This window comes from Amycolatopsis sp. 505 (assembly GCF_031625235.1).
In the GTDB taxonomy this organism is placed as follows: Bacteria; Actinomycetota; Actinomycetes; order Mycobacteriales; family Pseudonocardiaceae; genus Amycolatopsis.
Genome location: NZ_JACKQP010000009.1, coordinates 192,640 through 219,346, shown reverse-complemented (window position 1 = coordinate 219,346; position 26,707 = coordinate 192,640). Strand labels below are relative to the sequence as shown.

General features: G+C 71.6%; 27 protein-coding genes. 11 read left to right on the top strand and 16 right to left on the bottom strand.

All coding sequences use genetic code 11. The features are described from left to right. Window positions 1–24 precede the first annotated feature (24 nt). Window positions 25–1,584, bottom strand: coding sequence for a sodium:solute symporter (locus H5965_RS31900; RefSeq protein ID WP_310974489.1), 1,560 nt, complete (start codon window positions 1,582–1,584; stop codon window positions 25–27). 9 nt (window positions 1,585–1,593) lie between these two features. Next, a complete protein-coding gene (locus H5965_RS31895; RefSeq protein ID WP_310974488.1) occupies window positions 1,594–2,805 on the bottom strand; it encodes an anhydro-N-acetylmuramic acid kinase in 1,212 nt (403 codons plus the stop codon). A 139-nt stretch (window positions 2,806–2,944) separates the two neighbouring features. Here H5965_RS31895 and ftsY point away from each other — a divergent pair, with 139 nt between their 5' ends. After that, complete coding sequence (gene ftsY / locus H5965_RS31890) at window positions 2,945–4,234, top strand: signal recognition particle-docking protein FtsY (RefSeq protein WP_310974487.1); 1,290 nt, start codon at window positions 2,945–2,947, stop codon at window positions 4,232–4,234. A gap of 188 nt (window positions 4,235–4,422) precedes the next feature. Here ftsY and H5965_RS31885 read toward each other — a convergent pair whose 3' ends face one another. Continuing rightward, window positions 4,423–4,914, bottom strand: a complete 492-nt coding sequence (locus tag H5965_RS31885) for a hypothetical protein (RefSeq protein ID WP_310974486.1) — start codon at window positions 4,912–4,914, stop codon at window positions 4,423–4,425. 135 nt (window positions 4,915–5,049) lie between these two features. On the opposite strand from H5965_RS31885, the gene H5965_RS31880 reads away from it, so the two are divergent. Beyond that, on the top strand, window positions 5,050–5,550 hold the full coding sequence (locus tag H5965_RS31880) for a GNAT family protein (protein WP_310974485.1): 501 nt from the start codon (window positions 5,050–5,052) through the stop codon (window positions 5,548–5,550). A 1-nt stretch (window position 5,551) separates the two neighbouring features. Here the strand turns inward: H5965_RS31880 and H5965_RS31875 are convergent, their stop codons facing one another. After that, a complete protein-coding gene (locus H5965_RS31875) occupies window positions 5,552–5,914 on the bottom strand; it encodes a hypothetical protein (protein WP_310974484.1) in 363 nt (120 codons plus the stop codon). Between the two features lie 74 nt (window positions 5,915–5,988). Beyond that, the gene (locus H5965_RS31870) at window positions 5,989–6,765 is read right to left on the bottom strand and encodes an IclR family transcriptional regulator (RefSeq protein ID WP_310974483.1); all 777 of its coding nucleotides are present in this window, start codon (window positions 6,763–6,765) and stop codon (window positions 5,989–5,991) included. Between the two features lie 112 nt (window positions 6,766–6,877). On the opposite strand from H5965_RS31870, the gene aceB reads away from it, so the two are divergent. Beyond that, window positions 6,878–8,455 (top strand): malate synthase A, encoded by a 1,578-nt coding sequence (gene aceB, locus H5965_RS31865; RefSeq protein WP_310974482.1) that lies wholly within the window; start codon window positions 6,878–6,880, stop codon window positions 8,453–8,455. Beyond that, window positions 8,455–9,642, top strand: a complete 1,188-nt coding sequence (locus H5965_RS31860) for a DUF6986 family protein (RefSeq protein ID WP_310974481.1) — start codon at window positions 8,455–8,457, stop codon at window positions 9,640–9,642. Before aceB ends, H5965_RS31860 begins: the two co-directional genes overlap by 1 nt. A 3-nt stretch (window positions 9,643–9,645) precedes the next feature. Here the strand turns inward: H5965_RS31860 and H5965_RS31855 are convergent, their stop codons facing one another. Then, window positions 9,646–10,785, bottom strand: a complete 1,140-nt coding sequence (locus H5965_RS31855; protein WP_310974480.1) for a DUF2786 domain-containing protein — start codon at window positions 10,783–10,785, stop codon at window positions 9,646–9,648. Between the two features lie 75 nt (window positions 10,786–10,860). Between H5965_RS31855 and H5965_RS31850 the strand changes: the two genes are divergently transcribed. After that, window positions 10,861–11,442, top strand: a complete 582-nt coding sequence (locus tag H5965_RS31850) for a cation:dicarboxylate symporter family transporter (RefSeq protein ID WP_396136966.1) — start codon at window positions 10,861–10,863, stop codon at window positions 11,440–11,442. On the opposite strand, the gene H5965_RS31845 is transcribed toward H5965_RS31850, so the two are convergent. Beyond that, a complete protein-coding gene (locus H5965_RS31845) occupies window positions 11,439–11,927 on the bottom strand; it encodes a MarR family transcriptional regulator (protein WP_310974479.1) in 489 nt (162 codons plus the stop codon). The two genes, H5965_RS31850 and H5965_RS31845, sit on opposite strands and share 4 nt — an antisense overlap. A gap of 97 nt (window positions 11,928–12,024) precedes the next feature. Beyond that, window positions 12,025–13,344, bottom strand: coding sequence for a PucR family transcriptional regulator (locus H5965_RS31840; RefSeq protein WP_310974478.1), 1,320 nt, complete (start codon window positions 13,342–13,344; stop codon window positions 12,025–12,027). 122 nt (window positions 13,345–13,466) lie between these two features. Between H5965_RS31840 and H5965_RS31835 the strand changes: the two genes are divergently transcribed. Genes H5965_RS31835 through pucD form a run of 4 tightly spaced genes read left to right on the top strand, consistent with a single transcriptional unit; the run spans window position 13,467 to window position 18,383 of the window. Continuing rightward, on the top strand, window positions 13,467–14,330 hold the full coding sequence (locus H5965_RS31835; protein WP_310974477.1) for a xanthine dehydrogenase family protein subunit M: 864 nt from the start codon (window positions 13,467–13,469) through the stop codon (window positions 14,328–14,330). Beyond that, window positions 14,321–14,788 (top strand): 2Fe-2S iron-sulfur cluster-binding protein, encoded by a 468-nt coding sequence (locus H5965_RS31830; RefSeq protein ID WP_310974476.1) that lies wholly within the window; start codon window positions 14,321–14,323, stop codon window positions 14,786–14,788. The genes H5965_RS31835 and H5965_RS31830 overlap by 10 nt, the downstream gene beginning before the upstream one ends. Continuing rightward, window positions 14,785–16,125: an 8-oxoguanine deaminase gene (locus tag H5965_RS31825; protein ID WP_310974475.1), complete on the top strand. Its 1,341-nt coding sequence runs from the start codon at window positions 14,785–14,787 to the stop codon at window positions 16,123–16,125. The genes H5965_RS31830 and H5965_RS31825 overlap by 4 nt, the downstream gene beginning before the upstream one ends. Beyond that, complete coding sequence (gene pucD / locus H5965_RS31820) at window positions 16,122–18,383, top strand: xanthine dehydrogenase subunit D (protein ID WP_310974474.1); 2,262 nt, start codon at window positions 16,122–16,124, stop codon at window positions 18,381–18,383. Before H5965_RS31825 ends, pucD begins: the two co-directional genes overlap by 4 nt. On the opposite strand, the gene H5965_RS31815 is transcribed toward pucD, so the two are convergent. The 6 genes from H5965_RS31815 to H5965_RS31790 form a co-directional block, all read right to left on the bottom strand. Next, entirely contained in the window at window positions 18,370–19,923 is a 1,554-nt protein-coding gene (locus H5965_RS31815) for a ricin-type beta-trefoil lectin domain protein (protein ID WP_310974473.1), read from the bottom strand. The genes pucD and H5965_RS31815 overlap by 14 nt on opposite strands. 105 nt (window positions 19,924–20,028) lie before the next feature. Beyond that, window positions 20,029–20,589, bottom strand: coding sequence for a TetR/AcrR family transcriptional regulator (locus H5965_RS31810; protein WP_310974760.1), 561 nt, complete (start codon window positions 20,587–20,589; stop codon window positions 20,029–20,031). A 374-nt stretch (window positions 20,590–20,963) separates the two neighbouring features. Further along, complete coding sequence (pucL, locus tag H5965_RS31805; RefSeq protein ID WP_310974472.1) at window positions 20,964–21,845, bottom strand: factor-independent urate hydroxylase; 882 nt, start codon at window positions 21,843–21,845, stop codon at window positions 20,964–20,966. A gap of 2 nt (window positions 21,846–21,847) precedes the next feature. Continuing rightward, window positions 21,848–22,165 (bottom strand): hydroxyisourate hydrolase, encoded by a 318-nt coding sequence (uraH, locus tag H5965_RS31800; RefSeq protein ID WP_310974471.1) that lies wholly within the window; start codon window positions 22,163–22,165, stop codon window positions 21,848–21,850. After that, a complete protein-coding gene (locus tag H5965_RS31795; protein ID WP_310974470.1) occupies window positions 22,162–22,611 on the bottom strand; it encodes a 2-oxo-4-hydroxy-4-carboxy-5-ureidoimidazoline decarboxylase in 450 nt (149 codons plus the stop codon). Before H5965_RS31795 ends, uraH begins: the two co-directional genes overlap by 4 nt. A gap of 55 nt (window positions 22,612–22,666) precedes the next feature. Further along, entirely contained in the window at window positions 22,667–23,143 is a 477-nt protein-coding gene (locus H5965_RS31790) for a helix-turn-helix domain-containing protein (protein WP_310974469.1), read from the bottom strand. A gap of 127 nt (window positions 23,144–23,270) precedes the next feature. Between H5965_RS31790 and allB the strand changes: the two genes are divergently transcribed. Beyond that, on the top strand, window positions 23,271–24,599 hold the full coding sequence (allB, locus tag H5965_RS31785) for an allantoinase AllB (protein WP_310974468.1): 1,329 nt from the start codon (window positions 23,271–23,273) through the stop codon (window positions 24,597–24,599). 1 nt (window position 24,600) lies between these two features. Then, window positions 24,601–25,614 (top strand): allantoicase, encoded by a 1,014-nt coding sequence (gene alc, locus H5965_RS31780; RefSeq protein ID WP_310974467.1) that lies wholly within the window; start codon window positions 24,601–24,603, stop codon window positions 25,612–25,614. 39 nt (window positions 25,615–25,653) lie between these two features. Here alc and H5965_RS31775 read toward each other — a convergent pair whose 3' ends face one another. Continuing rightward, window positions 25,654–25,827 (bottom strand): hypothetical protein, encoded by a 174-nt coding sequence (locus H5965_RS31775; protein ID WP_310974466.1) that lies wholly within the window; start codon window positions 25,825–25,827, stop codon window positions 25,654–25,656. A 102-nt stretch (window positions 25,828–25,929) separates the two neighbouring features. After that, complete coding sequence (locus H5965_RS31770; RefSeq protein WP_310974465.1) at window positions 25,930–26,679, bottom strand: MBL fold metallo-hydrolase; 750 nt, start codon at window positions 26,677–26,679, stop codon at window positions 25,930–25,932. Window positions 26,680–26,707: the final 28 nt, after the last annotated feature.

Here is a 26,707-nt window from a genome sequence, read left to right as displayed (position 1 = left end):
CCCGCCGGAAACGGTTCAGGAGGATCAGGCGGCGCGCACCTCGGCGGTCGCGGCTTCCGCTTCGGCCGCCTTCGGGTCCGGCGTCCGGTGCCGCAGTGCCAGCAGGCCGCCGACGACCAGGGTGATGAGCACGCCCATCAGCGTGTACCACGGGTAGGCCAGCGCCACCTTGTCCCCGGCCGCCTTGCTGAAGTCGACGCCGATCAGGCCGCCGGTCTTCGCGTTGAACTTCACCCCGAGGATGACGAACGCCATCACCACGACCGTGACCACGAACGCGACGATCGCGTCCGCCTGCCGCGCCTTCTTGATCAGCAGGCCGAGCAGGAACGACCCCAGCAGCGCACCGTAGGTGTAGCCGGTGATGGCCAGGCCGAGCTCGATCACCGAGTTCTTCGTGGTGGAGAACAGCGACGCGAACACCGCGAACACGACGGCCCAGATCAGGGTCCACATGCGACCGTGCTGCAGGAGCTTCGAGTCTTCCGGCGAGCGCTTGGTGAACCGCTGGTAGAGGTCGGCCACGGTGGACGTCGACAGGGCGTTGAGCGCCGAAGCCAGCGCGCCCATGGTCGAGGCCAGGACACCGGCGATGAGCAGGCCCGAGACACCGACCGGCAGGTCGTCGATGATGAACCGCGAGAACACGTCGTCCGGGCTCTGCAACCCCAGCTGCGCCACGGACTTGCGGCCGTTGAACACCCACAGCATGGCGCCGACCAGCAGGAACAGCGCGAACTGCACGGTGACGATGACGCCGCTGCCGATCAGCGCCTTCTGGCCGTCGCGCAGGCTGCGCGTGGCCAGGAGCCGCTGCGCGATCAGCTGGTCGGCGCCGTGGGACGCCATCGAGAGCGCCGCGCCGCCGAGCACCGCCGTGATGAAGGCGTACGGGCTGGTCAGCAGGTTCTTCGTGAAGTCGACGAGCATGAACTTGCCGTCCGCGGACGCCTGCGTGGCCCAGTCGGCCGGCAGCTTGTTCAGCAGCACGATCGCGGCCACCGCGGCGCCGCCGAGGTAGAGCGACAGCTGGATGACGTCGACCCAGACCACCGCCTTGATCCCGCCGATGTAGGCGTAGACCAGCGTCAGGGCGGTGAGGATGACGACGATCACCCAGTAGTCCAGGTGGATGCCGTAGTGGCCGAGGATCACCTTGATCGGGATCGCGCCGGCGAACAGGCGCACGCCCTCGGCGAGCAGCCGCGTGATCACGAACGTCACCGACGCCGTGCCCTGCAGCCCCGAGCCGAACCGCTTCCCGAGGAACGCGTACGCGCTGACGAGGTTGCCCCGGAAGTACCGCGGCAGCAGCACGAACGCGGCGATCGTCCGGCCGATGATGTAGCCGAAGGCCAGCTGCAGGAACAGGAAGGCGTTGCCGAAGACCAGTCCGGGCGTGCTGATCACGGTGAGCGTCGAGGTCTCCGTGGCCACCACGGACAGCATCACCGCACCCCACGGGAGGCTGCGCTCGCCGACGAAGTAGTCCGCCGCCGACCGTTGTCTCCGGCCGACCAGCACGCCGATCAGCGGCATCGCCGCCAGGTAGATCACGATGATGGCGAGGTCAACACCGCGCATGGATCACTCCTACCGTTCTCCGGCCTTCTCCGCGACTCGCAACCGGGTCACGGTGCCCCCCAGCGGGGCGGGAAGGGTCAGGGGACCGCGGCCCGGGACCAGCGCGCCGAGCACGCGCGGCCCGCGGGCACCGGTCGCCGACGGCACCGTACCGGGCACGCCGCACCAGCTGAGCCAGCCCAGCAACGCGGTCAGGTACGCCTCTTTGCCGGCGCCGGGCAGGCCGAGGTCGTCACTGGTCTTGACCACCGCCGAACCCACGGCGCGGACCAGCGCGGCCATCAGCGCCGGGTTGGCGACGCCCCCGCCGGAGGCGATGACGGTCGTGACACCGTGGCGGCGGCACTGGTCGGCCACGGTGACGGCGGTCAGCTCGGTCAGCGTCGCGAGCAGGTCGCCGGGTTCGACGCCCTCCAGGCCGGCCAGTGCGGTGTCGAGGTAGTCCGCGTTGAAGTGCTCCTTGCCGGTCGACTTCGGCGGCGCGGCGGTGAAGTACGGGTCGGCCAGCAGCCGGCCGAGCAGGTCGGCGCGCACCGACCCGCCGAGGGCGAGCCGGCCGTCGACGTCGCTGCGCTGCCCCGAGACGCGGTGGGCGGCGACGTCGAGCAGGGCGTTGGCGGGCCCGGTGTCGTAGGCGATCACCGGCCGCCCCTCGGCGACGACGGTGATGTTCGCGATGCCGCCGAGGTTCAGCGCGGCGACCGGCCGTCCGGTGTCCTCGGCGAGGCCGCACAGCCACAGCCGGTCGAGCGTGCTCGCCAGGGGCGCGCCGTGGCCGCCCGCGGCGACGTCGCGCGCCCGAAGGTCGGCGACCACCGGCAGCCCGGTGCGTTCGGCGATCCACGCGGGCTGGCCGAGCTGGAGGGTGCCGCGGACGTGGTTGTCCTCGACCCAGTGGAACACCGTCTGGCCGAGCGAGGCGACCAGGTCCGCGCTGCCGCCGAGCTCTTCGACACCGCGCGCGGCCGCGTCGGCGAACGCCTGGCCCACGCCGGTGTCCAGCCGCGTCAGCTCGCCGGCGGTGCACGGGTTCGGCGGCAGCGCGGCGAGCAGGCCCTCGCGCAGGTGATCGGGATAGGGGACGTCGAGCTCGCCGAGCGGCGTCAGCACGACCGTGTCCTCTTCGGCGTGCAGGTCGGCGGCGGCCACGTCGATCCCGTCGAGCGACGTGCCCGAAATCAGGCCGATCACCCGATAGCCGTGACTCGCTCGCATCCCCATCCGGAGGGGTTTAGTGGAGCGTTGCCTGTGACGCAACCCACTTGGTGAAGTCTTGGCCCAATCGGGACCTAGGTGGTGACGAATTGCCTGTGCGGACGGGGTGTCCGGCGCGGGGGAGCGCGGATGAAAGGATGGGCCCGTGTCGAGCACCTGGTTCCTGTTCGTAGTCGTCGCCGTCGTCGTCCTGGTCGCCCTGCTGGTGACCGGCCTGCTGATCGCACGCAGGCGGCGGATCAGCCTGGACGCCCAGCGCGAGGTCGAGGCGAAACCGAAGGGCGGGTCGTACGCGGCCAGCGGGGGCATCGCGCTCGCGCCCGGCGGCACGGCCGAGGCCGAAGCCCCCGAGCACCCGGTCGGGGACCGGCCGGAGACCGACGGCCAGCCCGCGGTGGGCGACGACGCGGCGGTCCCACGCGACTCGGCGCAGCGCACGGTCCGCGACGTCGAGCTGCCGGACGCCGAGGTCGTCGAACCGGCCCCGGTCGCCGAGGAGATCGAGCCGGCGACCGGCCGCATGGAGCGGCTGCGCGGCCGGCTGTCGAAGTCCCGCTCGGTGTTCGGGACGAGCCTGCTGGGCCTGCTCGGCGCGGGTGACCTCGACGAGGACTCCTGGCAGGACGTCGAAGACACGCTGCTGCTGGCCGACCTCGGTGCGGCCACGACGAACCAGATCGTCGAGCGCCTGCGCGACGAGCTGTCCCGGCGCGCGGTGCGGTCGTCGGCCGAGGCGCGCGAGGTGCTGCACGAGGTGCTGACGGCGCAGCTGTCCACCGACGGCCACCGCGCGGTCCGGGCGCTGCCGCACACGGTCGACGGCAAGAAGCAGCCGGCGGTGGTGCTGGTGGCGGGCGTCAACGGCACGGGCAAGACGACGACCACGGGCAAGCTCGCCCGCGTCCTGGTGGCCCAGGGCGGCACGGTCCTGCTGGGCGCGGCGGACACGTTCCGCGCGGCGGCCGCCGACCAGCTCCAGACATGGGCCGAGCGCGTGGGCGCGGAGGTCGTCCGCGGCAAGGAGGGCGCGGACCCGGCGGCGGTGGCGTTCGACGCGGTCAAGCGCGGCGTGGACACCGGTGTCGACGCGGTCCTGGTCGACACGGCGGGCCGCCTGCACACGAAGACGGGCCTGATGGACGAGCTGGGCAAGGTCAAGCGCGTCGTGGAGAAGCAGGCCAAGGTCGACGAGGTCCTGCTGGTCCTGGACGCGACGACGGGCCAGAACGGGCTCATGCAGGCCCGTGTGTTCGCCGAGGTCATCGACGTGACGGGCATCGTGCTGACCAAGCTGGACGGGACGGCCAAGGGCGGGATCGTGTTCCAGGTCCAGAAGGAGCTGGGGGTCCCGGTGAAGCTGGTCGGCCTGGGCGAGGGGCCGGACGACCTGGCCCCGTTCGAGCCGGGCGCCTTCGTGGACGCCCTGCTCGGCTAGGTGATCGGCTGGCGGGCGCAGCTCGGACGGGCTGCTGCCGTCCGGCGTCTTCAGGCCGAGCGCGGTTTCGGCGAGCACCATCGGCACGGTCACACCCGCTGCCCGCTCGCCTTCGCGCGGCGCGGTCCGGAACCCGGGCAGCGCCGCCCGCTGCCCGCGTATCGCACGGTGATGTCGAGGTCGCTCGGTCAGCGGACCTTCGCCGGCGGCTCCAGCCGGAACAACGGCGTCCCGTCCGCCTTCCGCAACCCCAGCTGCAGGATCACCGGCGCCGACGGGCGGTTCGCCGGGATGAGGCACGGGGACGTCCCGCGGGCCGGCACGGTCAGGTGGGACCAGCCGATGCCCTGCAGCGTGCGGCGCGCCGGGTCGAGCACCATCGCCGCGCTGAAGTAGCGGCCGCTGGGGACCGCGATGCGGGCCGTGTGGCCGAGGATCGCCGAGAACGCCGTGCCGGTGCGGCCGCCGTCCTCCTGCATCGTGAGGATCACCGGTGTCCGGCCCTTCGCGGCACCGTGGTGCCGCACGGTGATCTCGACAGTGCCCGCGGCGGTCTTCGCCGGGCCCGGCCAGGCGGGCGACGCGGGCGAGCCGTCGAGCGCGCGGTCGACGAGCCGGTCCAGGAGGTTCGAAGCGGCGCCCTGCGCGAGCCAGGCCAAGGCGCCCGCGTGCGTGTTCATGCGGCCTCCGGCGATATTCGGATGACGGCGGCGGTGCACCCGGCGCAGAATCCGGGAATGCCCGGTTGACGCACGCGTGCCCCTCCTCGTGGAAGACGCCCCGAAGCCGTCATTCGCTACGAGAGAGGACCCATTGTGACCGCCATTCACGGCGATCGAGTGCACTTGCGCCCGATCGGCCCAGCCGACCGCGTCCGGGTGCGCGAAATCCTGGCCACCCCGGAGGTCGCCCGCTGGTGGGGCGACCCGGACCGCGAAACCGAAGGCCTGTACGAAGTCGAAGAGGGCTACACGGTCTACGTGATCGAGTTCGACGGTGACGTCGTCGGCCTGATCCAGAGCTGCGAGGAGCTGGACCCGCAGTACCGCCACGCGGGCATCGACATCTCGCTGCACCCGGACTTCCACGGCCGCGGCCTCGGCACGGACGCGATCCGCGCCCTGGCCCGCCACCTGTTCGAGACCGGCCACCACCGGCTGACGATCGACCCGGCGGCGTCCAACGAGACGGCGATCCGGGTGTACACCAAGGTGGGCTTCCGGCCGGTCGGGATCCTGCGGAACTACGAACGCGCCCCGGACGGCACCTGGCACGACGGGCTGCTGATGGACTTGCTGGAAGGGGAGCTGAGCTGAGTCAGTCCTTGTCGATGACCTGCTGAAGCAACCGGCTCATCTGCTCCATGCCGACGTTGATCTTGGTGAACCCGCTGCGCATCTCGGCCCGGAGGTCGGTGACGTCGGTCTTGAGGTCGGTGACGTCGGTCTTGAGGCCGGTGACGTCGGTCTTGAGGCCGGAGATGTCTTGCCCGTGCTCGATCTGCGTCTCGCGTATCGCGTTGAGCACCTTGGTGTGGCCGTTCAAGGTCTGCTTGAACTCGGAGACGTCGCGGTCTGCCGTGCCAGCGAGTATGCGAGCCGCTGCGGCGTCCTGCCGGGTGTACTGCACCTGCTCCTCCAAGGCGGTCACGCGGGCTTCGAGGTCTTCGAGGCTTGCCATGTCGCCGACTTTACCGGCGCCGGATTCGCCCCCCTCACGGGGGTTACTTTGTGTCACCTTAATTTCACCCACTGTCACACTTGTGCGACGGCCTGGGACAGGCTAGCGCCGAGGGCGTCGGCGACCCGCTGCACCGCCGGGGCGATGTGCGCCACCGCCTCGGCGGTCAGTCGACCGGACGGCCCGGACACCGAAACCGCCGCCGGCACCGGTGCGCCCGGCACCGCCACCGCCACGCACCGCACCCCCAGCTCCTGCTCGGCCTCGTCCAGCGCGTACCCCTGCGAAGCGATCCGCGACAGCTCCACCGCCAGCGCGTCCGGGTCGGTGTACGTGTGCTCCGTGTACGCCGGCATCCCCGTCCGGTCCAGCAGTGACCGGACCTCGGACGACGGCAGGTGGGCCAGCATCGCCTTCCCGACCCCGGTCCCGTGCGGCAGCAACCGCCGTCCGACCTCGGTGAACATGCGCATCGAGTGCTTCGAGGGCACCTGGGCCACGTACACGACCTCGTCGCGCTCCAGGACCGCCAGGTTCGCCGTCTCGCCGACCTCTTCCACCAGCTCGGCCAGCAACGGCCGCGCCCAGGCGCCGAACTGCATGCTCGCGTTCTCGCCCAGCCTGATGAGCCGCGCCCCCAGCGCGTAGCGGCGGTTCGTGTTCTGGCGGACGTACCCCAGGTCGACCAGCGTGCGGATGAGCCGGTGGATCGTCGGCATCGGCAGCCCGGACAGCGTCGCCAGCTCCGACAGGCTCGCCTCGCCGCCGGTGTCCGCGAGGTGTTCCAGCAGCTCGAAGGCACGCTGCAGGGACTGGACGCCGCCGTCGCGACCGTTCTTCTCCGCCGGCACGGTGGCCCTCCTTACGTCGGCGTTGAGCTTCCGCTATGCAGAAACTATAGTCCGGCTGGTAGAAAACCGTAGGGCCGTTATCCAAAGATCCGAACCCTCGAGGTGTTTCCCCATGTCTTCTGAAGTCCAGGTGCTGGGCGACCCGGTCGAGCGCGGCGACGAGATCCTCACGCCGGAGGCGCTCGCCTTCCTCGCCGGCCTCCACGACGCCTTCGCCGGCCGCCGCGACGAGCTGCTCCAGGCGCGCGGCAAGCGCCGCGAGGAGGCCCGGACCACCGGCCGGCTCGACTTCCTGCCGGAGACCAAGGAGATCCGCGAAGGCGACTGGCAGGTCGCCGGCGCGCCGCCCGCGCTCCGCGACCGCCGCGTCGAGATCACCGGGCCGACCGACCGCAAGATGACCATCAACGCGCTCAACTCCGGCGCGAAGGTGTGGCTCGCCGACCTCGAAGACGCCAACACGCCGCACTGGCACAACGTGGTCTCCGGTCAGGTCAACCTCTACGACGCCATCCGCGAGACGATCACCCTGGAGAGCGGCGGCAAGAGCTACGCGCTCTCCGGCGACGTCGAGCACGCCACCATCGTGGTCCGCCCGCGCGGCTGGCACCTGCCCGAGAGCCACCTGAAGTTCGGCGACCGTGAAGGCGTCGGCGCGCTCGTCGACTTCGGCCTGCACTTCTTCCACAACGCCGCCGAACTGCTCAAGCGCGGCAAGGGCCCGTACTACTACCTGCCGAAGATGGAGAGCCACCTCGAAGCGCGGCTCTGGAACGACGTCTTCACCCACGCCGAGAAGGCCCTCGGGATCGAGCACGGCACCGTCCGCGCCACCGTGCTGATCGAGACCATCCCGGCCGCGTTCGAGATGGAAGAGATCCTCTACGAGCTGCGCGAGCACGCCTCCGGCCTCAACGCCGGCCGCTGGGACTACCTGTTCAGCGTCATCAAGTACTTCCGCGACGCGGGCGAGAAGTTCGTGCTGCCGGACCGCAACTCCGTCACCATGACCGCGCCCTTCATGCGCGCCTACACCGAGCTGCTGGTGCGCACCTGCCACAAGCGCGGCGCCTTCGCGATCGGCGGCATGGCCGCGTTCATCCCGAGCAAGGACCCCGAGACCAACAAGGGCGCCTTCGAAAAGGTGCACGCGGACAAGTCCCGCGAGGCCGGCGACGGCTTCGACGGCTCCTGGGTGGCCCACCCGGGCATGGTCGAGCTCTGCAAGGAGGAGTTCGACAAGGTGCTCGGCGACCAGCCCAACCAGCTCGGCCGCACCCGCGACGAGGTCAGCGTCACCGCCGATCAGCTGCTGGACGTCGCTTCGACGCCGGGCAGCGCGACCGCGGCCGGCCTGCGCGCGGCGGTCGACGTCGGTGTCCGCTACATCGCCTCCTGGCTGGGCGGCAACGGCGCGGCGGCCATCCACAACCTGATGGAAGACGCCGCCACCGCCGAGATCTCCCGCTCGCAGATCTGGCAGTGGGTCAAGAACGGGACCACTTTGGACAGTGGCGACACGGTCACGGCGGAGCTGGTCCGCGGTGTGCTGGCCGACGTCCGCGGCGAACTGGCCGGCGAGCTCAAGCCGGAGCTGCTGGAGCCCGCGGTGGAGCTGTTCGAGCAGGTCGCGCTGGCCGACGAGTTCCCGGACTTCCTCACGCTGCCCGCGTACGAGAAGATCAAGTAGTGCGGCTTTCCGAGGACGTCTACGACGCCGCCGACGCGCGCCTGGCTGCGGCCGACGCGCGCGTCGCGGCGTCGTACCCGGGGGAGCGGCCGGGACGCCAGCCCGTGCACACGGTCTACGTCCCGGCGTCGCAGTACAAGACGCGCCTGGTGGCCGACTGGGGCAAGCAGGCGATGCGGGTCTTCATCGAGCACGGCGACCTCCTCGGCGCCGACGCGGACGTCTTCGAACGCGTCCGCGCGAAGCTGCTCACCGAGCCGATCGAGGACCTGCGGATCGACTTCGAGGACGGCTTCGGCCGCGTGCCCGACGACGTCGAGGACGCGGCGGCGGTGGCGGCCGGGCAAACCCTGGCGACGACGGGCGGGACGCCGTTCTGCGGCATCCGCTTCAAGAGCTTCGAAGCGGCGACCCGCCGGCGTGGCATTCGCACCCTGGACCTGTTCCTCGGGTCGTTGCTGGACAACGGGCCGTTGCCGCCCGGTTTCGTCGTCACCCTGCCGAAGGTGACGGCCGTCGAGCAGGTCGCGGTGGCCGCGGAGGTCCTCGCTCGCCTGGAAACCGCGTACGATCTGCCCGAGGCCACGCTGCGCTTCGAGGTCCAGATCGAAACGGCGCAGTCCATTGTGGACGTCGACGGGACGCTGTCGGTGGCGCGGATCGTGCAGGCGGCCGAGGGCCGCTGCTCGGGACTGCACTACGGAACGTACGACTACAGCGCGGGCCTCGGCATCGCGGCGGCGTACCAGAGCATGGAGCACCCGGCGGCCGACCTGGCCAAGGGCCTGATGCAGATCGCGGCGGCGGGCACCGGCGTCCGCCTCTCGGACGGCTCGACGAACCGGCTCCCGATCGGCGACGCCCTGCCCGCGGCGTGGGCTGAACACCTCCGGCTGGTCCGCAGGTCCTTGGAGCGCGGCTTCTACCAGGGCTGGGACCTGCACCCCCACCAGCTGCCGACCCGCTTCGCGGCGACGTACACGTTCTACCGGGCGGGGTTCCCGGAGGCGGTGGCGCGATTGCGCGCGTACGCGGAGAAGACGGCCGGGGGAGTGCTGGACGAACCGGCGACGGCCCAGGCGCTGGCGGTGTACCTGCTGCGCGGGCTGGACTGCGGGGCCTTGGACGAGGGCGAGCTGCCGTTCGGGCGGCCGGAACTGGAGAAATACGCGCGGCGCGAGGTGTAGGAGTCACTCGCCGAGCTGGGCGCGGTCGGCGGCCTCCCGCCCCGCGCCCCACCCTTCGTGGCTGCGCACGGTCACCGATTTGCTCACCACCTCGGGAAACAGCTCGGTGAACGCCGCCGCCACCTGCGCCTCGCGTGATGCCAGTACCGGCACCAGGCCCGGCGCCTCGGCGATCGTCGCCTTCGCCGCCTGCTCGAGCCGCTCGCCGATTCGGGTGGCGTAGGAAACGAGGAACGACTTCCGGAAATCCCGGGACCGGCCCGCCGGGTCGGCGATCATCGCCCGGTTCGCCTGGACGAGCAGCGAAGTCGTGAGCAGCTCGACGGAATCCAGTTCGTCGCCGACGACGGTGACGAAGTCCCAGCGTGCGTCGAAGATCGCCCGGCAGCGGTTGGCCTTCGCCACCACGTGGACCAGCAGCGACTTCGCGTCGGTGTAGGGCGTGTCGAGCCAGATGCGGCGGGCCGCGGGCCGGTCCGGCGCACCGGTGCCCGCCTCCACCAGTGCCCGGTCGAGGGCGTGGCGGGTCATCAGCTCCTGCGCCTTCGCCGAAAGAGCCTCGGCCTCCTCCGGGAATGAGCTCGACTCGGCCTTCGCGAGCAGCGCGCGGACCCGGCTCAGCTTCTTGTCGTCGACGGGGTGGCGTGCCGGTCGCGGCAGCGGGGTGCCCGGCGCGGGCAGCACCACAGTCACCGGGGGCAGCGTCTTCAGCAGGCCGACCGCGTCGATGACCGCCGCCACCGCTTCGGACGGCGTGAGGATGTGCTTCGCCGCCCACTGCGGCAGGTGCGGCTCGGTTTCGTTCCACCAGCGGACCGCGTCGAGCTGGGCCAGCCAGTCCGGGTGCACCGCGGGGAACTGCCCGGCGTAGGCGGCGAGGGCGTCGAGCAGGTACGAGCCGGCGAACTCGTCCAGGCGGCGCCGGGCCACCTGGCGGAGGTCTTCGGGCAGCCAGCCACCCCGGCACGCGCGGCCGATCAGCTGCCCGGCGATCAGATCGGCAGCCGCGGCGAGAGCGGGCGGCAGGGTGAAGTCCGGCGCCAGCCAGTCCGCGTCGCCCGGTACGGCGGCGAACAGCGCCTCGCCGAACTCCTCGGCCGTCGTCGGCGGCGGGCCGACGCGGACCTGCTTCCGCTTGCCCACCCGGTCAGTCTGCCGCAGCGCCCGACGCGGGCGTCGGGTACGTCACTGCGAGCGTTAACACCGCAGGAACATCCGATGCTTAGGGTCCGGCCATGGCCGAGAAGAAGAAGCGCTGGTGGACGTCTGATCATCGCGCCGCTGATCTTCTGCGCCGTGATGACCGGGATCGCCGCCGTCGGCGACCTCAGAGCGGTCGGACGAATCGGACTCAAAGCCGTCTACTTCGGGGTCGTCACGACGTTCGCGCTGCTGTTCACGCTCGTCCTCGCCGCGATTTCCCGGTGCTACGCCGGGGTTTCGGTCTGGAAGTTCCTCCGCTACGCGCGTGAAGAGTTCCTCCTGGCGCTGGGCACGGCCTCGACGGAGTCGGTGATGCCGCGGATCATGGCCAAGCTCACCGACGCCGGCTGCTCCCGCGCGGCGACCGGCCTGGCTCGGCCAGCAGCTGCTGGCGGTACTGATCCTGATGCTGACGTCGAAGGGCATGGCGGGCCTGGCCTGCTGCTGGGAGCGGACCGCCTGATGGACTCGATGCGCGTGTTCGTCAACCTGCTGGGCAACTGCGTGGCGACGTTCGTCGTGGCGAAGTCCGAAGGGCAGCTGGACCGGGCCGAGCTGCGGGAGACCCTCGAAGGGGCGACGCCGGTCGCGGCTTAACGCAGCCGCGGGAGGGCGTCACGCGCGAAGTGGCTCAACGTCCGCAGGTCGTCGACGAACCGCGCCCGGTGGTCCTCGGGCAGCGGCCGGAAGAAGAACTGCTCGACGTTCTCCACGTGCAGCCGGCTGGCCCGCACGGTCGTCTCCTCGCCGAACGAGGTCAGCCGGACGAGCTGGACCCGCTTGTCGCTCGGTGACGCCGTGCGGGTCACCAGCCCGAGCGCCTCCATCCGGTCGACCAGGCGGGTCGCGCCGCCGGTGGTGAGCACCTGCTCCTGGGCGATGGAGCGCATGGTCAGCCCGTCCGCGCCGGTGCGGCCCACGATCAGCAGGACCTCGTACATCAGGTGCGTGATCCCGCATTCGCGTTCCAACGCCCGCCCGAGCAGGTACCCGAGCCGGTGCGCCGCGCCTTGCAGCCGCCCGAAGGCCAGCACGCGGGCGTCGTCCGCCGCCTGCCGGGCCGAGGTGATTTCGGGGTCCACCCGCTCATCCTCCCCCTTGCCCCCGGTCACGCAACGCGAGACGGCGGCCGGTGGGGTGCGAGGTCTTCCCCCTGCGCCGAGCGGGCGAGCGGGCGTTCTAGTCGCCGGCGCGCAAGGCCAGGTACACGTCCAGCTGGTCGGTGAACTCCGTCAGGTCCGCGCCCAGCAGCTCACCCGCCCGCCCGATCCGGTAGCGCAGCGTGTTCACGTGGACGTGCAACGCCTTCGCCGCCCGGGTCGGGGAGCCCGAGCACTCCAGGAACACGCGGACCGTGTGCACCAGGTCCGTGTGCTGCTCCGCGTCGTAGGCCAGCAACGGCCCGAGCACCCGACGGCGCACCGCCGCGCGCACCCCGTCCGGCGCCCCGGCCAGCAGCAGCTCGTGCACCGCCACGTCACCGGTCCGGACCACCGCCACCCGGCCCGGCCGCCGCGCCGCCACCGCCACGGCGTACCGCGCACTTTCCACGGCCTCGTCCACCCGGCCCGGATCGCTGACCCCGCACAGGATCCGCGAAGCCCGCAGCAGCGGCTCCACAATGGACAGGCCGGCCAGCGAAGGCGTGGCCACCGCCGCATACGACGTGTCGCCCGGCGAGTCGAGCAGCGTCGCGTCCGGCAGCAACTCGTCCAGGACGTCCCGGCTCTCGTCGCTGCCTTCGGTCCGCAACCCGACAACGCACACGTCCTCGGGCAGCGACACCTCCGGGCGGGTCATGCGGGCCCGCGTGACCCCGACCAGCCCCGCCACCTCTTCGGCCAGCTCGGCCTGTGCGGTGCTCAACGGCCCTCCGGCCGCGATCAGCCACGGCACCGCGTGCCGCCCCTCGACCGGGAGCACCGTCAGCGGCCCCGGCTCGCGGGCCGCGTACCGGCGGACGACGTCCTCCGGCGGCATCGGCAGCGGGGCCGTCCCCGCGATCAGCCGGCCCAGGCCGGACAGCACCCAGCACGGCAGTCCCAGTTCCGCCGAAGCCCGCTCGACCAGCGTCTCGACCGGCGCCTCCGCCGCGGCCTGCAAACGTTTGCGGGCACTGTCGGACGCGGCCGCCAACGCCAGCACCACCTGCTCGGTGATCACCGAAAAGGACAGGTCGGCGGGCACCTCGAGGAGCGGGATCCGGTGCCGGACGCAGGCGTCGACGACGTCGTCCGGGATGCCGCCCGAGTCCGCGCCGGACGCGGCCAGCGCCGCCGCGCCCGAGCGGGCCAGCGCCGCGACGAACGGCTCGGCGTCACCCGGCTCGTGCCACCAGAGCAGGCCGGACAGCACCAGCTCACCGGCCGAAAGGTACCGTCCGGGGTCGGACAGCTCCGTGACGTAGATGCGCGTCACCGGCCGGTCGAGCAGGTCGGTCCCGGCGCGCGGGCGCAGCCGCAGCCCCGGCAGCCCCAGCAGAGTTTTCACGGTCGTCATGAGGCTTGTAGGAAAGCACAACCGGCCCCGCGTCCGCTGCGGTGCGTTTCATGCGTGGTGCCGTTGCCGCCCGGCCGTGATCCGTCGTCTACTGGTCTATCGCCCTCACGAAGGAGCAGCCCGTGGAGTTCCTGCGTCCCGCGACGCTCGCCGAGGCCCTCGCCCTGAAGGCCGAGCGGCCCGGCGCCGTGCCGATCGCCGGCGGCACCGACGTCATGGTCGAACTCAACTTCGACCACCGGCGCCCGGACGCCCTCCTGGACCTGACCGCGGTCGGGGAGCTGACGGAGTGGTCCACTATGGACGACACGGTCCGGCTCGGCGCCGGCGTCCCGTACTCCCGCGTCATCGCCGAACTGGGTGAATCCGTCCCGGCGCTGGCCATGGCGTCGCGCACGGTCGGGTCCCCGCAGATCCGCAACCGCGGCACGGTCGGCGGCAACCTCGGGGCCGCCTCGCCCGCCGGCGACACCCACCCGGTGCTGCTCGCCCTGGACGCGCGGATCGAGGTGGCCTCCGTCCGGGGGACCCGTGTCCTCCGCGCGGAGGATTTCTACGTCGGCGTGAAACGCCACGCCCTCGAGCCGGACGAGCTGATCACCGCCGTCCACCTGCCCGCGCACGCCGGGCCGCAGCAGTTCGCCAAGGTCGGCACGCGCAACGCCATGGTCATCGCGGTCTGCTCCTTCGCGCTCTCGCTCCGGCAGGGGGAGGTCGGCGCCGCGATCGGGTCCGCCGCCCCGACCCCGCGCCGCGCCCGCGAGGCCGAGGACTTCCTGGCCGCCGAGCTGCCGTGGGGCTCGTCGGAAGCCTTGCCCGACTCGCTGAAGCGGCGCTTCGGCGACCTGGTGGCCGCGGCGACGTCCCCGATCGACGACGTCCGGGGCAGCGCCGCGTATCGGAAGCACGCTCTCGGGGTACTAGCGCGGCGTACGTTGACCTGGGCCTGGGACGAACACCGGACGGGGGAGCGCGCATGCGCCTGAATGTCACGATCAACGGCGAGCCGCGGCAGGCGGACGACGTCTGGGAAGGCGAGAGCCTGCTCTACGTGCTGCGCGAGCGGCTCGGCCTCCCGGGCTCGAAGAACGCCTGCGAGCAGGGCGAATGTGGCTCCTGCACGGTCTACCTCGACGACCTCCCGGTGTGCGCCTGCCTGGTCGCGGCCGGGCAGGCCGAGGGCCGCGTGGTCCGCACGGTCGAGGGACTGGCCGACGGCGACACCCTCCACCCGGTCCAGCAGTCCTTTGTGGACGCGGGCGCGGTCCAGTGCGGATTCTGCACGCCGGGCCTGGTCGTCGCCGCCCACGACCTGCTGAACCGCGTCCCCGACCCGTCCGACGAGGAGATCCGCGAGGCACTGGCCGGCAACCTCTGCCGGTGCACCGGCTACGAAAAAATCCTCGACGCGGTCCGCGCGGCCGCGAAGGGAGGCGTGGCGTGAGGACACTCATCGCGAACGCGGCCATCGCCACGGTCGCCGGCGAGGAGTATGCGAGCGGGCACGTCGTCGTCGAGAACGACCGGATCGCCGCGGTCGGCGAAGGCGTGTATACCGGCGAGTTCGACGAGCGCGTCGACGCCGCGGGCTGCCTGGTCACGCCGGGTTTGATCAACACCCACCACCACCTCTACCAGTGGGCGACCCGCGGCATGGCCGCCGACCACACGCTCTTCGAATGGCTGGTCGCGCTCTACCCGGTCTGGAGCCGCCTCGACGACGAGATCACGCACGCCGCGGGCACCGCAGGGATGGCCCGGCTGGCCCTGACCGGCTGCACCACGGTCGCCGACCACCACTACGTCTTCCCGCGCGACGGCGGCGACCAGGTCGCGGCGCTGGCCGCGGCTCGCCAGCGCATCGGCGTCCGGCTGCACGTGGTCCGCGGGTCGATGGACCGCGGCGAGTCCGACGGCGGCCTGCCGCCGGACAACCTGGTCGAGTCGACCGAGGACGCGCTGGCCGGCACCGAAGCGGCGATCGACCGCTTCCACGACGACTCCGCGGGCGCCCACCTGCAGATCGCCGCGGGTCCCTGCTCGCCGTTCTCGGTCACCGAACGGCTGATGTCCGGTGCGGCCGAGCTGGCCCGGCGCAAGGGCGTCCGCCTGCACACCCACCTCGCCGAAACCATCGACGAGGAGAAGCAGTGCCTCGCCGAGGCCGGCTGCACCCCGGCCGAGTACGCCGACAAGCTCGGCTGGCTCGCCGACGACGTCTGGCTCGCGCACACGATCCACCTCGCGCCCGAGGCGATCCGCCGCTTCGGTGCGACCGGCACCGGCTCGGCGCACTGCCCGACGTCCAACGGCCGCATCGGCGCCGGCATCGCCCCGGTCCGCGACCTCCTCGACGCCGGGGTCGCGGTCGGCCTGGGTGCCGACGGCGCCGCGTCCAACGAATCCGGCGGCCTCGGCGAAGAGCTCCACCAGTCGCTGCTGCAGGCCCGCCAGCGCGGCGGCCCGCGCGGGCTGACCACGCGCGAAGCGCTGTGGATGGGCACGATGGGCGGCGCCCGCTGCCTCGGCCGCGGGGACGACCTCGGCTCGATCGAGCCCGGCAAGCTCGCCGACCTCGCCGTCTGGGACCTGACCGGGCTCAACTACGCCGGCATCGCCGACCCGGTCGCGGCGCTGGTGCTCGGCACCACGCCGCCGCTGCGCCGCCTGTTCGTCGGCGGCAAGGCCGTCGTCGAGGACGGCACCCTGCGCGAAGCCGACGAGTCCGCCATCGCCCGCGAGCTGGCCGCCGCGAGCGCCCGGTTGCGGGAGGGCCGATGACCAGCACGACCTCGGTCACGACGACGACCGCGAACGGCGTCGGCACGTCGCCGCGGCGCCCCGACGGCACGGTGAAGGTCCGCGGCGAGTTCGCCTACTCCTCGGACCTCTGGCACGAGGACATGGTGTGGGGCGTGACGCTGCGCAGCCCGCACCCGTACGCCCGGATCACCGGCATCGACATCGCGGAAGCCCTGGCCGTGCCGGGCGTGTACGCGGTCCTCACCCACGACGACGTCCCGGGCGTGAACCGCTACGGCCTCGAGCACGCCGACCAGCCGGTGCTCGCCTCCGACGTCGTCCGCTACCAGGGCGAACCGGTGGCGCTGGTCGCCGCCGACCACCCGGAGACCGCGCGCCGCGCGATGAAGCGGATCAAGGTCGCCTACGAGGAACTGGAGCCGGTGACGGACTCCGAAGCCGCCGTCGCGGGCGAAGGGCCTTCGCTGCACGGAGGCGGCAACGTCGTCCGGCACGTGAAGATCCGCCGCGGCCCGCAGGACCTCGACGCCGACGTCGTCGTCTCCGGCGTCTACGAGGTCGGCATGCAGGACCAGGCGTTCCTCGGCCCCGAGTCCGGGCTCGCCGTGCCGGACACCGAAGGCGGCGTCGACCTCTACGTCGCCACGCAGTGGCTGCACGTCGACCAGCAGCAGATCGTCGCCGCGCTGGGGTTGCCGCCCGAGAAGGTGCGGCTGACCCTCGGTGGCGTCGGCGGCGCGTTCGGCGGCCGGGAAGACCTGTCGATGCAGGTGCACGCCTGCCTCCTCGCGCTGCACACCGGCAAGCCGGTGAAGATGGTCTACAACCGCGAAGAGTCGTTCTACGGCCACGTCCACCGCCATCCGGCGAAGATGTACTACGAGCACGGCGCCACCCGCGACGGACGGCTCGTCTACGTGAAGACGCGGCTGTACCTCGACGGCGGCGCGTACGCGTCCTCGACCGGCGCGGTGGTCGCGAACGCCGCCACGCTCGGCGTCGGACCGTACAAAGTGGACAGTGTGTCGGTGGACTGCTGGGGCACTTACACCAACAACCCGCCGTGCGGCGCGATGCGCGGCTTCGGCGCGGTGCAAGCCGCGTTCGGCTACGAGTCCCAGATGGACAAGCTCGCTCGTGCGTGCGGCTTGGACCCGGTCGAGATCCGCGTCCGCAACGCGATGAGCGAGGGCGACCTGATGCCGACCGGCCAGGTCGTCGACGCCGAAGCGCCGGTCGCGGAGCTGCTGAACCGGGTGCGGGACATGCCGCTGCCGCCGGACCGGCCGTTCGACCTGCGGCACATGCCGGGCGGGGTGTCCAACACGACCCACGGCGAAGGCGTCGTCCGCGGCGTCGGGTACGCCGTCGGGATCAAGAACGTCTGCTTCTCCGAAGGCTTCGACGACTACTCGACGGCCCGCGTGCGCCTGCAGCTGGTCGGCGGCGAGCCGGCCGCGACCGTGCACACCGCGGCCTGCGAGGTCGGCCAGGGCCTGGTGACGATCATGCAGCAGATCGTCCGCACCGAGCTCGGCGTCGAGCAGGTGACGATCCTGCCGATGGACACCTCGATCGGCAACGGCGGCTCGACGTCGGCGTCGCGTCAGACCTACGTCACCGGCGGCGCGGTACAGGCCGCGTGCGTGGCGGTGCGGGCGCGGCTCCTGTCCCGGTTCGACGCCAGGACGCGGGTCGTCGGCGGCAAGCTCGTCGCGGCCGACGGCCAGGTCCTCGCCGACCTGGTGGACGTCCTCGGCGACGACGTCCACGACGAAACGATCGAGTGGCGGCACCGGCCGACTTCGGCGCTGGACCCGGAGACCGGGCAGGGGACCGCGCACGTGCAGTACGCGTTCGCCGCGCACCGGGCGGTCGTCGACGTCGACACCGAACTCGGCCTGGTCAAGGTGGTCGCGCTGGACTGCGCCCAGGACGTCGGCAAGGCACTGAACCCCCAAGCCGTGCTGGGCCAGATCCAGGGCGGTTCGGCGCAGGGGCTCGGGCTCGCGGTGATGGAGGAGATCCAGACCTCCGGGGGGAAGATCCGGAACCCCTCCTTCACCGACTACCTCATCCCGACGGTGCTGGACATGCCGCCGATGAGCATCGACGTCCTCGAACGCCCGGACCCGCACGCGCCGTACGGCCTGCGCGGGGTCGGCGAGCCGCCGACGATCTCCTCGACCCCGGCGATCGTGGCGGCGATCCGGGCCGCGACCGGGCTCGCGCTCACCCGCGTCCCGGTGCGGCCGGAGCACCTCACCGGGACTTGAGCTCCCAGTTCTGGTTGGCGTCGTCGTTGCAGCCCCAGAGTTCGAGCTGGACGCCGTTGACGTTGCCGGCGGCCTTGTCGCCGCCGGTGACGTCGACGCAGAGGCCGGCCTGGGTGATCGAGCCGTCGGCTTCCAGCTTGAACTTCTGGTTCGCGCCGCCGTGGCAGGTCCAGGCGAGCAGCTTGGTCCCGGCGGTCGTGGCGCCCTTCTCGGCGTCCAGGCACCGGCCGTCGGCCTTGAGCTCGCCGTCGCCGGTGAACGTCCAGGCCTGGTCGGTGCCGCCGTCGCAGTCCCAGATGTCGGCGATGGTGTCGTTGATGTCGATACAGCGCGCCGACGACGCGCCCTGGATCGGCTGGATGGTGCCGATGCTGGAGCCGGACCCCGGTGCGACGCGGTAGATCACGGTGCTGTGCGACGGAACGGCGGCGCTGATCGTGCCGTCGCTGGTGGTGAGTTCCTTCGACCACAGGTTGGTCAGCCGGTAGCTCGCCGCGGCGGGCAGCCCCGCCGCGGCGGCCGTCGTCGAGATGGTCTTCGTGGTGCTGTTTTCGTTGAACAGCACGACCGCGACGGCACCGTCCTGGAGCGGTTTGGCGAGGACGTCCAGGCCGTTCCCGGTGGCGATCCGGGTGGCCTGTTTGCCGAGCGGGTCCTGGTCGACGGCGATGACGTCCGGGTTCAGGTAGGTCGAGAAGGTCGCGACGCCGGCCGAGCGCAGGTCGGCGCCGGCGATCAGCGGCGCGGCCATCGCCGCCCAGAGCGTGAAGTGCGCGCGGTCCTCCTGGAAGTCCATGCCGTCACCGACCTCGAGCATGTCCGGGTCGTTCCAGGCGCCCGGTTTCGCGGCGGAGGCGAGCCCGACGTTCTGGCGGTAGATCCCGTCGACGCTGCCCCAGTTGTTGGTGATGTCCCCGGTGGTGCGCCACAGGTTGCCGACGTCCGCGGCCCAGGTCGCGGGGTCGAAGTAGCCCCATTCGCAGATGCTGTAGGTGATCGGGCGGCCGGTGGCCTGCAGTGCGTCGCGCATCGCCGAGTAGCGCCGGATGTAGTCCTGCTGGGTGGAGCTGTCGTTGTGGCAGTTGTCGTACTTGAGGTAGTCGACGCCCCAGCTCGCGAAGAGGTTCGCGTCGGCCTGTTCGTGCCCGAGGCTGCCGGGGTAGCCCTGGCAGGTCATCGTGCCGGCGTCTTCGTAGATCCCGAACTTCATGCCGCGGGCGTGGATGTAGTCGCCGAGCGCCTTGAGGCCGCTGGGGAACTTGGCGGGGTCGGCGACGAGGTTCCCGCTCGCGTCGCGGGACCAGGTCATCCAGCAGTCGTCGAGGTTGACGTAGGTGTAGCCACGGTCGCGCATCCCGGAGCTCACCATCAGGTCGGTGGTCTGCTTGACCAGGGTCTCGTTGATGTTGCACTCGAAGGTGTTCCAGGTGTTCCAGCCCATCGGCGGGGTGGGGGCGAGGCCGTTTTCGAGGGCTTGGGCGGGGGTGGGGACGGCCGCGACCACGGCTGCGGCGGCGACGACGGCGAGGACACGGCGCATGGCGACTCCAACCGAACGACGGTGTGAGGCAGGAGGACTAGACCAATACGCTGTTGCTTGCTGCGCGGTCAAGCGCCATGTTGGTGATTTGTGTTCGATTACCGACTAAAGTTGCGTGTTCTCCTGGAGAAGCCGCCGCGCGACGTCGACCGTGGCGGCCCCGGCGACGGCCATCGCTTCGATGTCCCGCAGCGAGCGGCAGAGGACGAAGGCGCCTTCGAGGTTGTTGACGGCGGTGATGGTGAGGGTCCGGGCGGCCTCCCGGGTGAGCCCGAACTTCGCGAACTTCTCGGTCCCGGCGTCGATCCAGGCGGTGAAGACGTCGGCGGTGGCCTTCCGCAGCGGCTCGTTGGTGGAGGCGACCTCGAGGGCGACGGTCGCGATCGGGCACCCTTCGACGTAATCGGTGGCTTCGAGCGTCGCGATCCCGGCGGCGAAGAAGGCTTCGATGCCGCTGACGACGTCGTCCGCCGGCGCGATGAAGAGGTCGAAGAGGGCGATGTAGGCGAGCCCGGAGGTCCGGACGACCTCCGCGCCGAGCTGCTCCTTGCCGCCGGGGAAGAAGTGGTAGAGGGACCCGAAGGGCGCGTTCGCCTCGGCGACGATCTGCTTCAGGCCGGTGCCGGCGTAGCCGTTGCGCCGGAAGAGCTCGGCGCCGGCGGCCATGATGCGTTCCTTGGTCCCTGCCATGGCATCGAGGATACGTGCTTGCTAGAGCGTTCTATCCACGCTGTGCGGGTCGGTGCCCACCACCCCGAAGCCGCGATTGTCACTACGGACGGTGGTACCGCGTCAAGGCGGGAAAGCGTGCCTTGACCCGGCACCACCGTCCGCGTGCTGGCTTCGGATCGGGGTGGCCGGGCAGGCCTGGGTGGGGTGCAAGTCCGGCGTCTGCGTGCCGTTCGTGCCGGTGAGGGTGGGGGCGGCGGGCGCGCGTCGGCGGGGCCCGTGGTGTCGCGAATGACTCATTCGGGACGTGGGAGGTCCCGAATGAGTCATTCGCGACCTTCGGGGAGCCCGCCCGGAGCAGGCGGCGAACGTCAGTGGATGTCCCAGGCCGGGCCCGGGTCCTCGGCGTCGTCGCGCAGGATTGTGCCCTCGATCAGGCCGTACGGCCGGTCCGCCGCGTAGAACACTTCGTTGTCGTTCTTCAGCCCGAACGGGCTCAGGTCCACCAGGAAGTGGTGCTTGTTCGGCAAGGACAGCCGCACTTCGGCGACCTCGGGCCGCTTCTCGAGCACCGACTCGCCCATTGCGTACAGCGTCTGCTGCAGCGAAAGGCTGTGCTTGGTCGCGAACGTCTCCAGCATCAGCCGCCGGATCTCGCGGTGGCTCTCCGCCCAGTCGAGGTTCTCGCCCTGGTAGCGCCACTTCGCCGTGACCGCCGTCGCCAGGATCCGGTCGCTCGTCTCGGCCAAGGTCGTGTACCGGTCGCGTGGGAAGCCGTGGAACTCCGAGCCCGTCGACTTCAGCAGTGTCAGGCCGTCGATGCCGGAGACCACCCACGCGCGGTCGCCCTGGACCGTCACCGCCGTCGTGCGGCGCTCGTCGCCGGAGCGGCTGAACGCGTGGTCGTGGGGCTCGCCGGCGACGGCGATCCGGTCCCAGCCGTGCTCCTCGATCTTGATCCGCGCGCCGGTGATGTTCTCCTGCGAGCCGACGAAGTGGCGGGCCAGCCGCAGGCCGAAGTCCTCGATCTCACCGACCGGCGCCTCCTTCGCGAAGGCGTACACCGTGTTCTTCTGCGTGTCGGTTGCCAGCACGCCGGCGTTGTCTCCAGTCAGGTGCGTCGCGGCCAGCTCGCCGCGCAGCGACGTCGACACGGTGAGGTCCTTCAGGCGGTGCACCGGGCCGTCGCGGCGCACCGTCACCAGGCGGACCTCCGCCTTGCCGTACTGGTTGGGGCCCAGGGTGATGGCCACGGTCAGCTCCCTCGGTAGGTCGAATAGGCGAACGGGCTGAGCAGGAGCGGCACGTGGTGGTGCGCGGTGCCGTCGGCGATCCGGAAGGTCAGGGTGACCTCCGGGAAGAAGGCGTCCGGGCCCAGGTAGGCGCCGGTGGCGAAGACCAGCCGGTAGGCGCCCGGCTCAAGGGTGTCCGGGCCGAGGTCGCGGATGCGGCCGTCGTCGTCGGTGCGGCCCTCGGCGATCGGCTTCCCGTCGGCGGTCTCGAAGCGGACGCCGATTCCCGCGGCCGGGCGTCCGGCTGCCGTGTCGAGGACGTGGGTGGTCACGAGGCTCACGCGGTCACCGCTTTCGCGAGTCGGAGTTCGGCGATCTTCAGCAGCTCACGGCCGGCGACGGCGAGCTCGGTGGCCGGGTCGTTGGCCAGCCGTTCGCGCAGGATCTTCAGGAGTTCGCCGCCGCTGCGGCCGCTCGCGCAGACCAGGTAGACGTGCCCGAACTTGGCTTCGTACTCGGCGTTCGCGGCGGCGAACGCATCCGGATTGTCCACACCGGACTGTTCGGAGCGGGCGAAGCCGCCCGCCGGTTTCTCGCCGATCCGCGGGTGCGCGGCCATCGCCTGCCGGATCTCGTCGCTGCTCAACGGCAGGTCGGCGGCGGCCTTCAGCGCGTCGAGGTCGGCGTACGGGCGCCCGGCCGACACGGCGTCGACCCACCGGGGCACGGCGAGGCACTCCGTCAGCAGCGGGCGGACGTCGGTGGTGTTGAACTCGGAGAGCAGCACGGACCGACCGTACGTCGGCACCGGAGTTCCGTCAACATTTTGTTGAAAGCGCTGGTCAGTCCGCTTCCCGGTTGAGGTAGTTGTAGACGGTGAAGCGCGTGACGCCCAGCGCGTCGGCCACCGAAGAGACGGATTTCCGCAGCCCGAAGGCGCCACGTTCGCGCAGCAGCCGCACCGCTCGCTGCTTGCCCGCGCGGTCGAGTTCGCCCAGCTTGGCGCCCAGTTCCCGCTCGACGTCGGCGATCAGCCGGGCCAGCGCGTCGTTCAGCTCGACGACGGGGGCGCTGCCCGGATCGTCGGCCCGGCGCAGCTGCAGCGTGACGCGCGTGGCACCGCCGTCCAAGGCCGCCTTCGCGATCGCCGGGAGAGCTTCGAGCAGCTCCTTCGCCTCGCCGCGGGCGAGCGTGCCGAGCGGGCCGAAATCGGTGTCCAGCCCGGCTTCCTCGGCGGCGTCGCGCGCGGCGACGGCGTGCTCGGGCGGCGAACCCTCGCCGTGGAACGGTTCGCTGGTGAACTCCGCTTCTAGCCGCACGAAGATGACCGTAACGCGCGACGTCCGTCGTTGACGAGCGGCGCGCGCCGTGGTTACTGTCGTTGTGCGAAACCGCCTTTCCGTACTGTGAAATCGGCGGGTCACTCCTCCCGACGAAGGGCTTCGGATGGATCTTGTGGTGCGCGCCGCCCGGGCCGTGACGCCCGAGGGCGAAGCCCCGGTGACCGTCGGCGTCGACGGCGGCCGGATCGTCGCCGTCGAACCCGGGAGCGCCTCGCTGACCGGCGACCGCGTCCTCGACCTCGGCGACGACGTCGTGCTGCTGCCGGGACTGGTCGACACGCACGTCCACGTCAACGACCCCGGCCGCGCCGAATGGGAAGGCTTCGAGACGGCGACCCGTGCGGCCGCGGCGGGCGGGGTGACCACGATCGTGGACATGCCGCTGAACAGCCTGCCGCCGACGGTCGACGTCGCGGCCCTGGAGGTCAAGCGCAAGGCGGCGACCGGCCGGGTGCACGTCGACGTCGGTTTCTGGGGCGGCGCGATCCCGGGCAACGCGGGGGAGCTGCGCGGCCTGCACGACGCCGGGGTGTTCGGCTTCAAGTGCTTCCTGCTCCACTCCGGCGTCGACGAATTCCCGCCGCTCGACCCGGCCGGTCTCGACGAAGCGTTGCGGGAGCTGAGTTCCTTCGACGCGCTGATGATCGTCCACGCCGAAGACGCCCACGAGATCGACGCGGCACCGGAGCCGCACGGCGGTCGCTATGTCGACTTCCTGCACTCGCGGCCGCGGCAGGCGGAGAACCTCGCGATCTCGCACGTCATCGAGGCGGCCCGCCGGAACGACGCGCGGGCGCACATCCTGCATCTGTCCTCTTCGGACGCTCTGCCACTGATCGCTTCCGCGCGCCGCGACGGCGTGGCGCTGACGGCGGAGACCTGCCCGCACTACCTGAGTTTCGTCGCCGAGGAGATCCGCGACGGCGCCACGCAGTTCAAGTGCTGCCCGCCGATCCGCGAGGCGGCCAACCGTGAACTGCTGTGGCAGGGCCTCGCCGACGGGGTGATCGACACGATCGTCAGCGACCATTCGCCGTGCACGCCGGAGCTGAAACGCTTCGACAGCGGCGACTTCGGCCAGGCGTGGGGCGGGATTTCCAGCCTGCAGCTGGGGCTGCCGGCGATCTGGACGCAGGCGCGGCAGCGCGGGTTCGCGCTCACCGACGTCGTCCGCTGGATGGCCGAGCGCCCGGCGGCGCAGGCCGGGATGCGCCGCAAGGGCCACCTGGCGGCCGGGTACGACGCGGACTTCTGCGTGTTCGCGCCGGACGAGGCGTTCGTGGTCGACGTCGCGAAGCTGAAGCACCGCAACCCGGTCAGCGCCTACGACCGGCGGCCGCTCGCCGGCGTCGTGCGCTCGACGTGGCTGCGGGGCACCGAGATCACCGGCGACGAGCCGCGCGGCGCGCTGCTGACCCGGGGGAACTGCTGAAATGGAGGCGCTGGTGTCCGACCGTCCGGAGTGGACAGAACTGCCCGACCTCGCGTCCCGCCGCTTCGGCGGCACGGTGATGTGGGCGACCGACGAGCTGTTCGCCGAAAAGGAGAACCTGGTCAACCCGTGGGTGCCGGCGCACCGCGCGGAGACGTTCGGCCCCAAGGGCCAGGTCTACGACGGCTGGGAGACCCGCCGCCACCGCGAACCGGGCGACGACCAGGCGATCGTCCGCCTCGGCCTGGCCGGCACGATCACCGGCGTCATCGTCGACACGGCGTTCTTCAAGGGCAATTACCCCCCGTTCGTCTCGGTGGAAGCGACGTCGCTCCCGGGCTACCCGTCGGCGGCGGAGGTGGCCGCGGCCGAGTGGGACGTCCTGGTCGACCGCGCGCCGGCCGCGGGCCACACGGAGAACTTCTACGCGGTCAACGGTTCCCGGCGGTACACGCACGTCCGGCTGACGCAGCACCCGGACGGGGGAGTGGCCCGCCTGCGCGTCCACGGCGCACCGATCCCGGACCCGGCGCTGCTGGACGTGGACGCGCTCGACCTGGCGGCGCTCGAGAACGGCGCGATCGTCACGGGCTGCAGCAACCGGTTCTATTCGTCGCCCAACAACATCCTCTCGCCGGGCTTGGCGGCCCACCAGGCGGAGGGCTGGGAGACGGCCCGCCGCCGCGACGCGGGCAACGACTGGGTGACGCTCCGGCTGGCGGGCGCCGGGATCGTCCGGTTCGTGGAGCTGGACACGAGCAACCTGAAGGGCAACGCGCCGGGCTGGGCCTCGGTGAGCGGCCGGGAGACGTACGGCGAGTGGGTCCCGTTGCTGCCGAAGACGCGGTTGCAGCCGGACACCCGGCACCGGTTCGCGCTCCCGGACGGCCCGGAGGTGACGGAGGCCCGCCTCGACATCTACCCGGACGGCGGCCTGGCCCGGTTGCGCCTGTTCGGCCGGCTCACGGAGGCGGGCCGGACGAACCTGAAGGCCCGGTTCGACAAGACGCGATGACCGGACCGCGGGCCGCCGCATCCCGCGGGCGGCTCGCGGTCAGTTCGCGTCGGGGCGGTTGAGGTAGGCGGAGGCCAGCGACAGGACGCAGGCGCAGCCGATGATCGCGCTGACCCACCACGGCATGCCCGCGACGATGCTCCACACGAAGCCGGCGGCCGCGAGGGCGGCCACGAGGAGGTTCCGGAACTGCAGCGGGGTCGGCTTGGCCATGCCGCCAGCCTCTCACGGCCCCTCGCTCGGCCCGTTCTCGCACCCTAGGGTTAATTGCCACATTGGTGAGGCGTTTAAGCCTAGGGTGCGAGAACGGGCGTGTCAGACCTCCGCGCGTTCCCCGGGCTGGAGCAGGACGAGCCGGTCCGCCAGCCCGGCCGCCTCGAACGCCTCCCGCAGCGTCTCCGGCCCCTCGCTGAAGTGCCCCCAGCCCCGGAAGTGCAGCGGGACCACTTTCCGCGCGCCCAGCACCTTCGCCGCCTCGGCCGCGGCCACGCTGGTCAGCGTCAGGGGTGCCCCGTCGAACAGCGGCGTCCGGGCCGCGCCGGCGAACAGCACCGCGATCTCCACCCGGAACCGCGCCGCGATCTCGCGGACCAGGTCGACCGAGGCGTTGTCGCCGCTCACGTACACCGTCGGCAGCCCGTCGCCGGTCAGCACGAAGCCGGTGACGTCGCCGGTGAGCCGCGCGGCCCCGTCCGGCCCGTGCAGCGCCGGGACCGCCGTGACGGTCAGCGGGCCCACCTGCGTCGATTCCCACGGCTCCAGGCCCCGCGCCGCCCCGCCGAGCCGCTCGGCGCCGGTGGGCGTGATCAGCGTCAGCGGCACCGTCGCGAGGTACGCGCGGCCGCGGTCGTCGAGGTTGTCGGGGTGCTGGTCGTGCGAGAGCAGGACGGCGTCCACCACCCCGGCCGCTTCTTCGGTCAGCACCGAATTCTCGGTCTTGACCAGCACGCGCTCACCGATCGGGTGGTCGCCGGGCGCGTCGAAGGTCGGGTCGGTGAGCAGCCGGACGCCGCCCAGCTCCAGCAGGGCGGTCGGGCCGCCGGAGAACGTGATCCCCAAGGTCATACCCGAGCCAACAGCGGCCGCCGCCGGG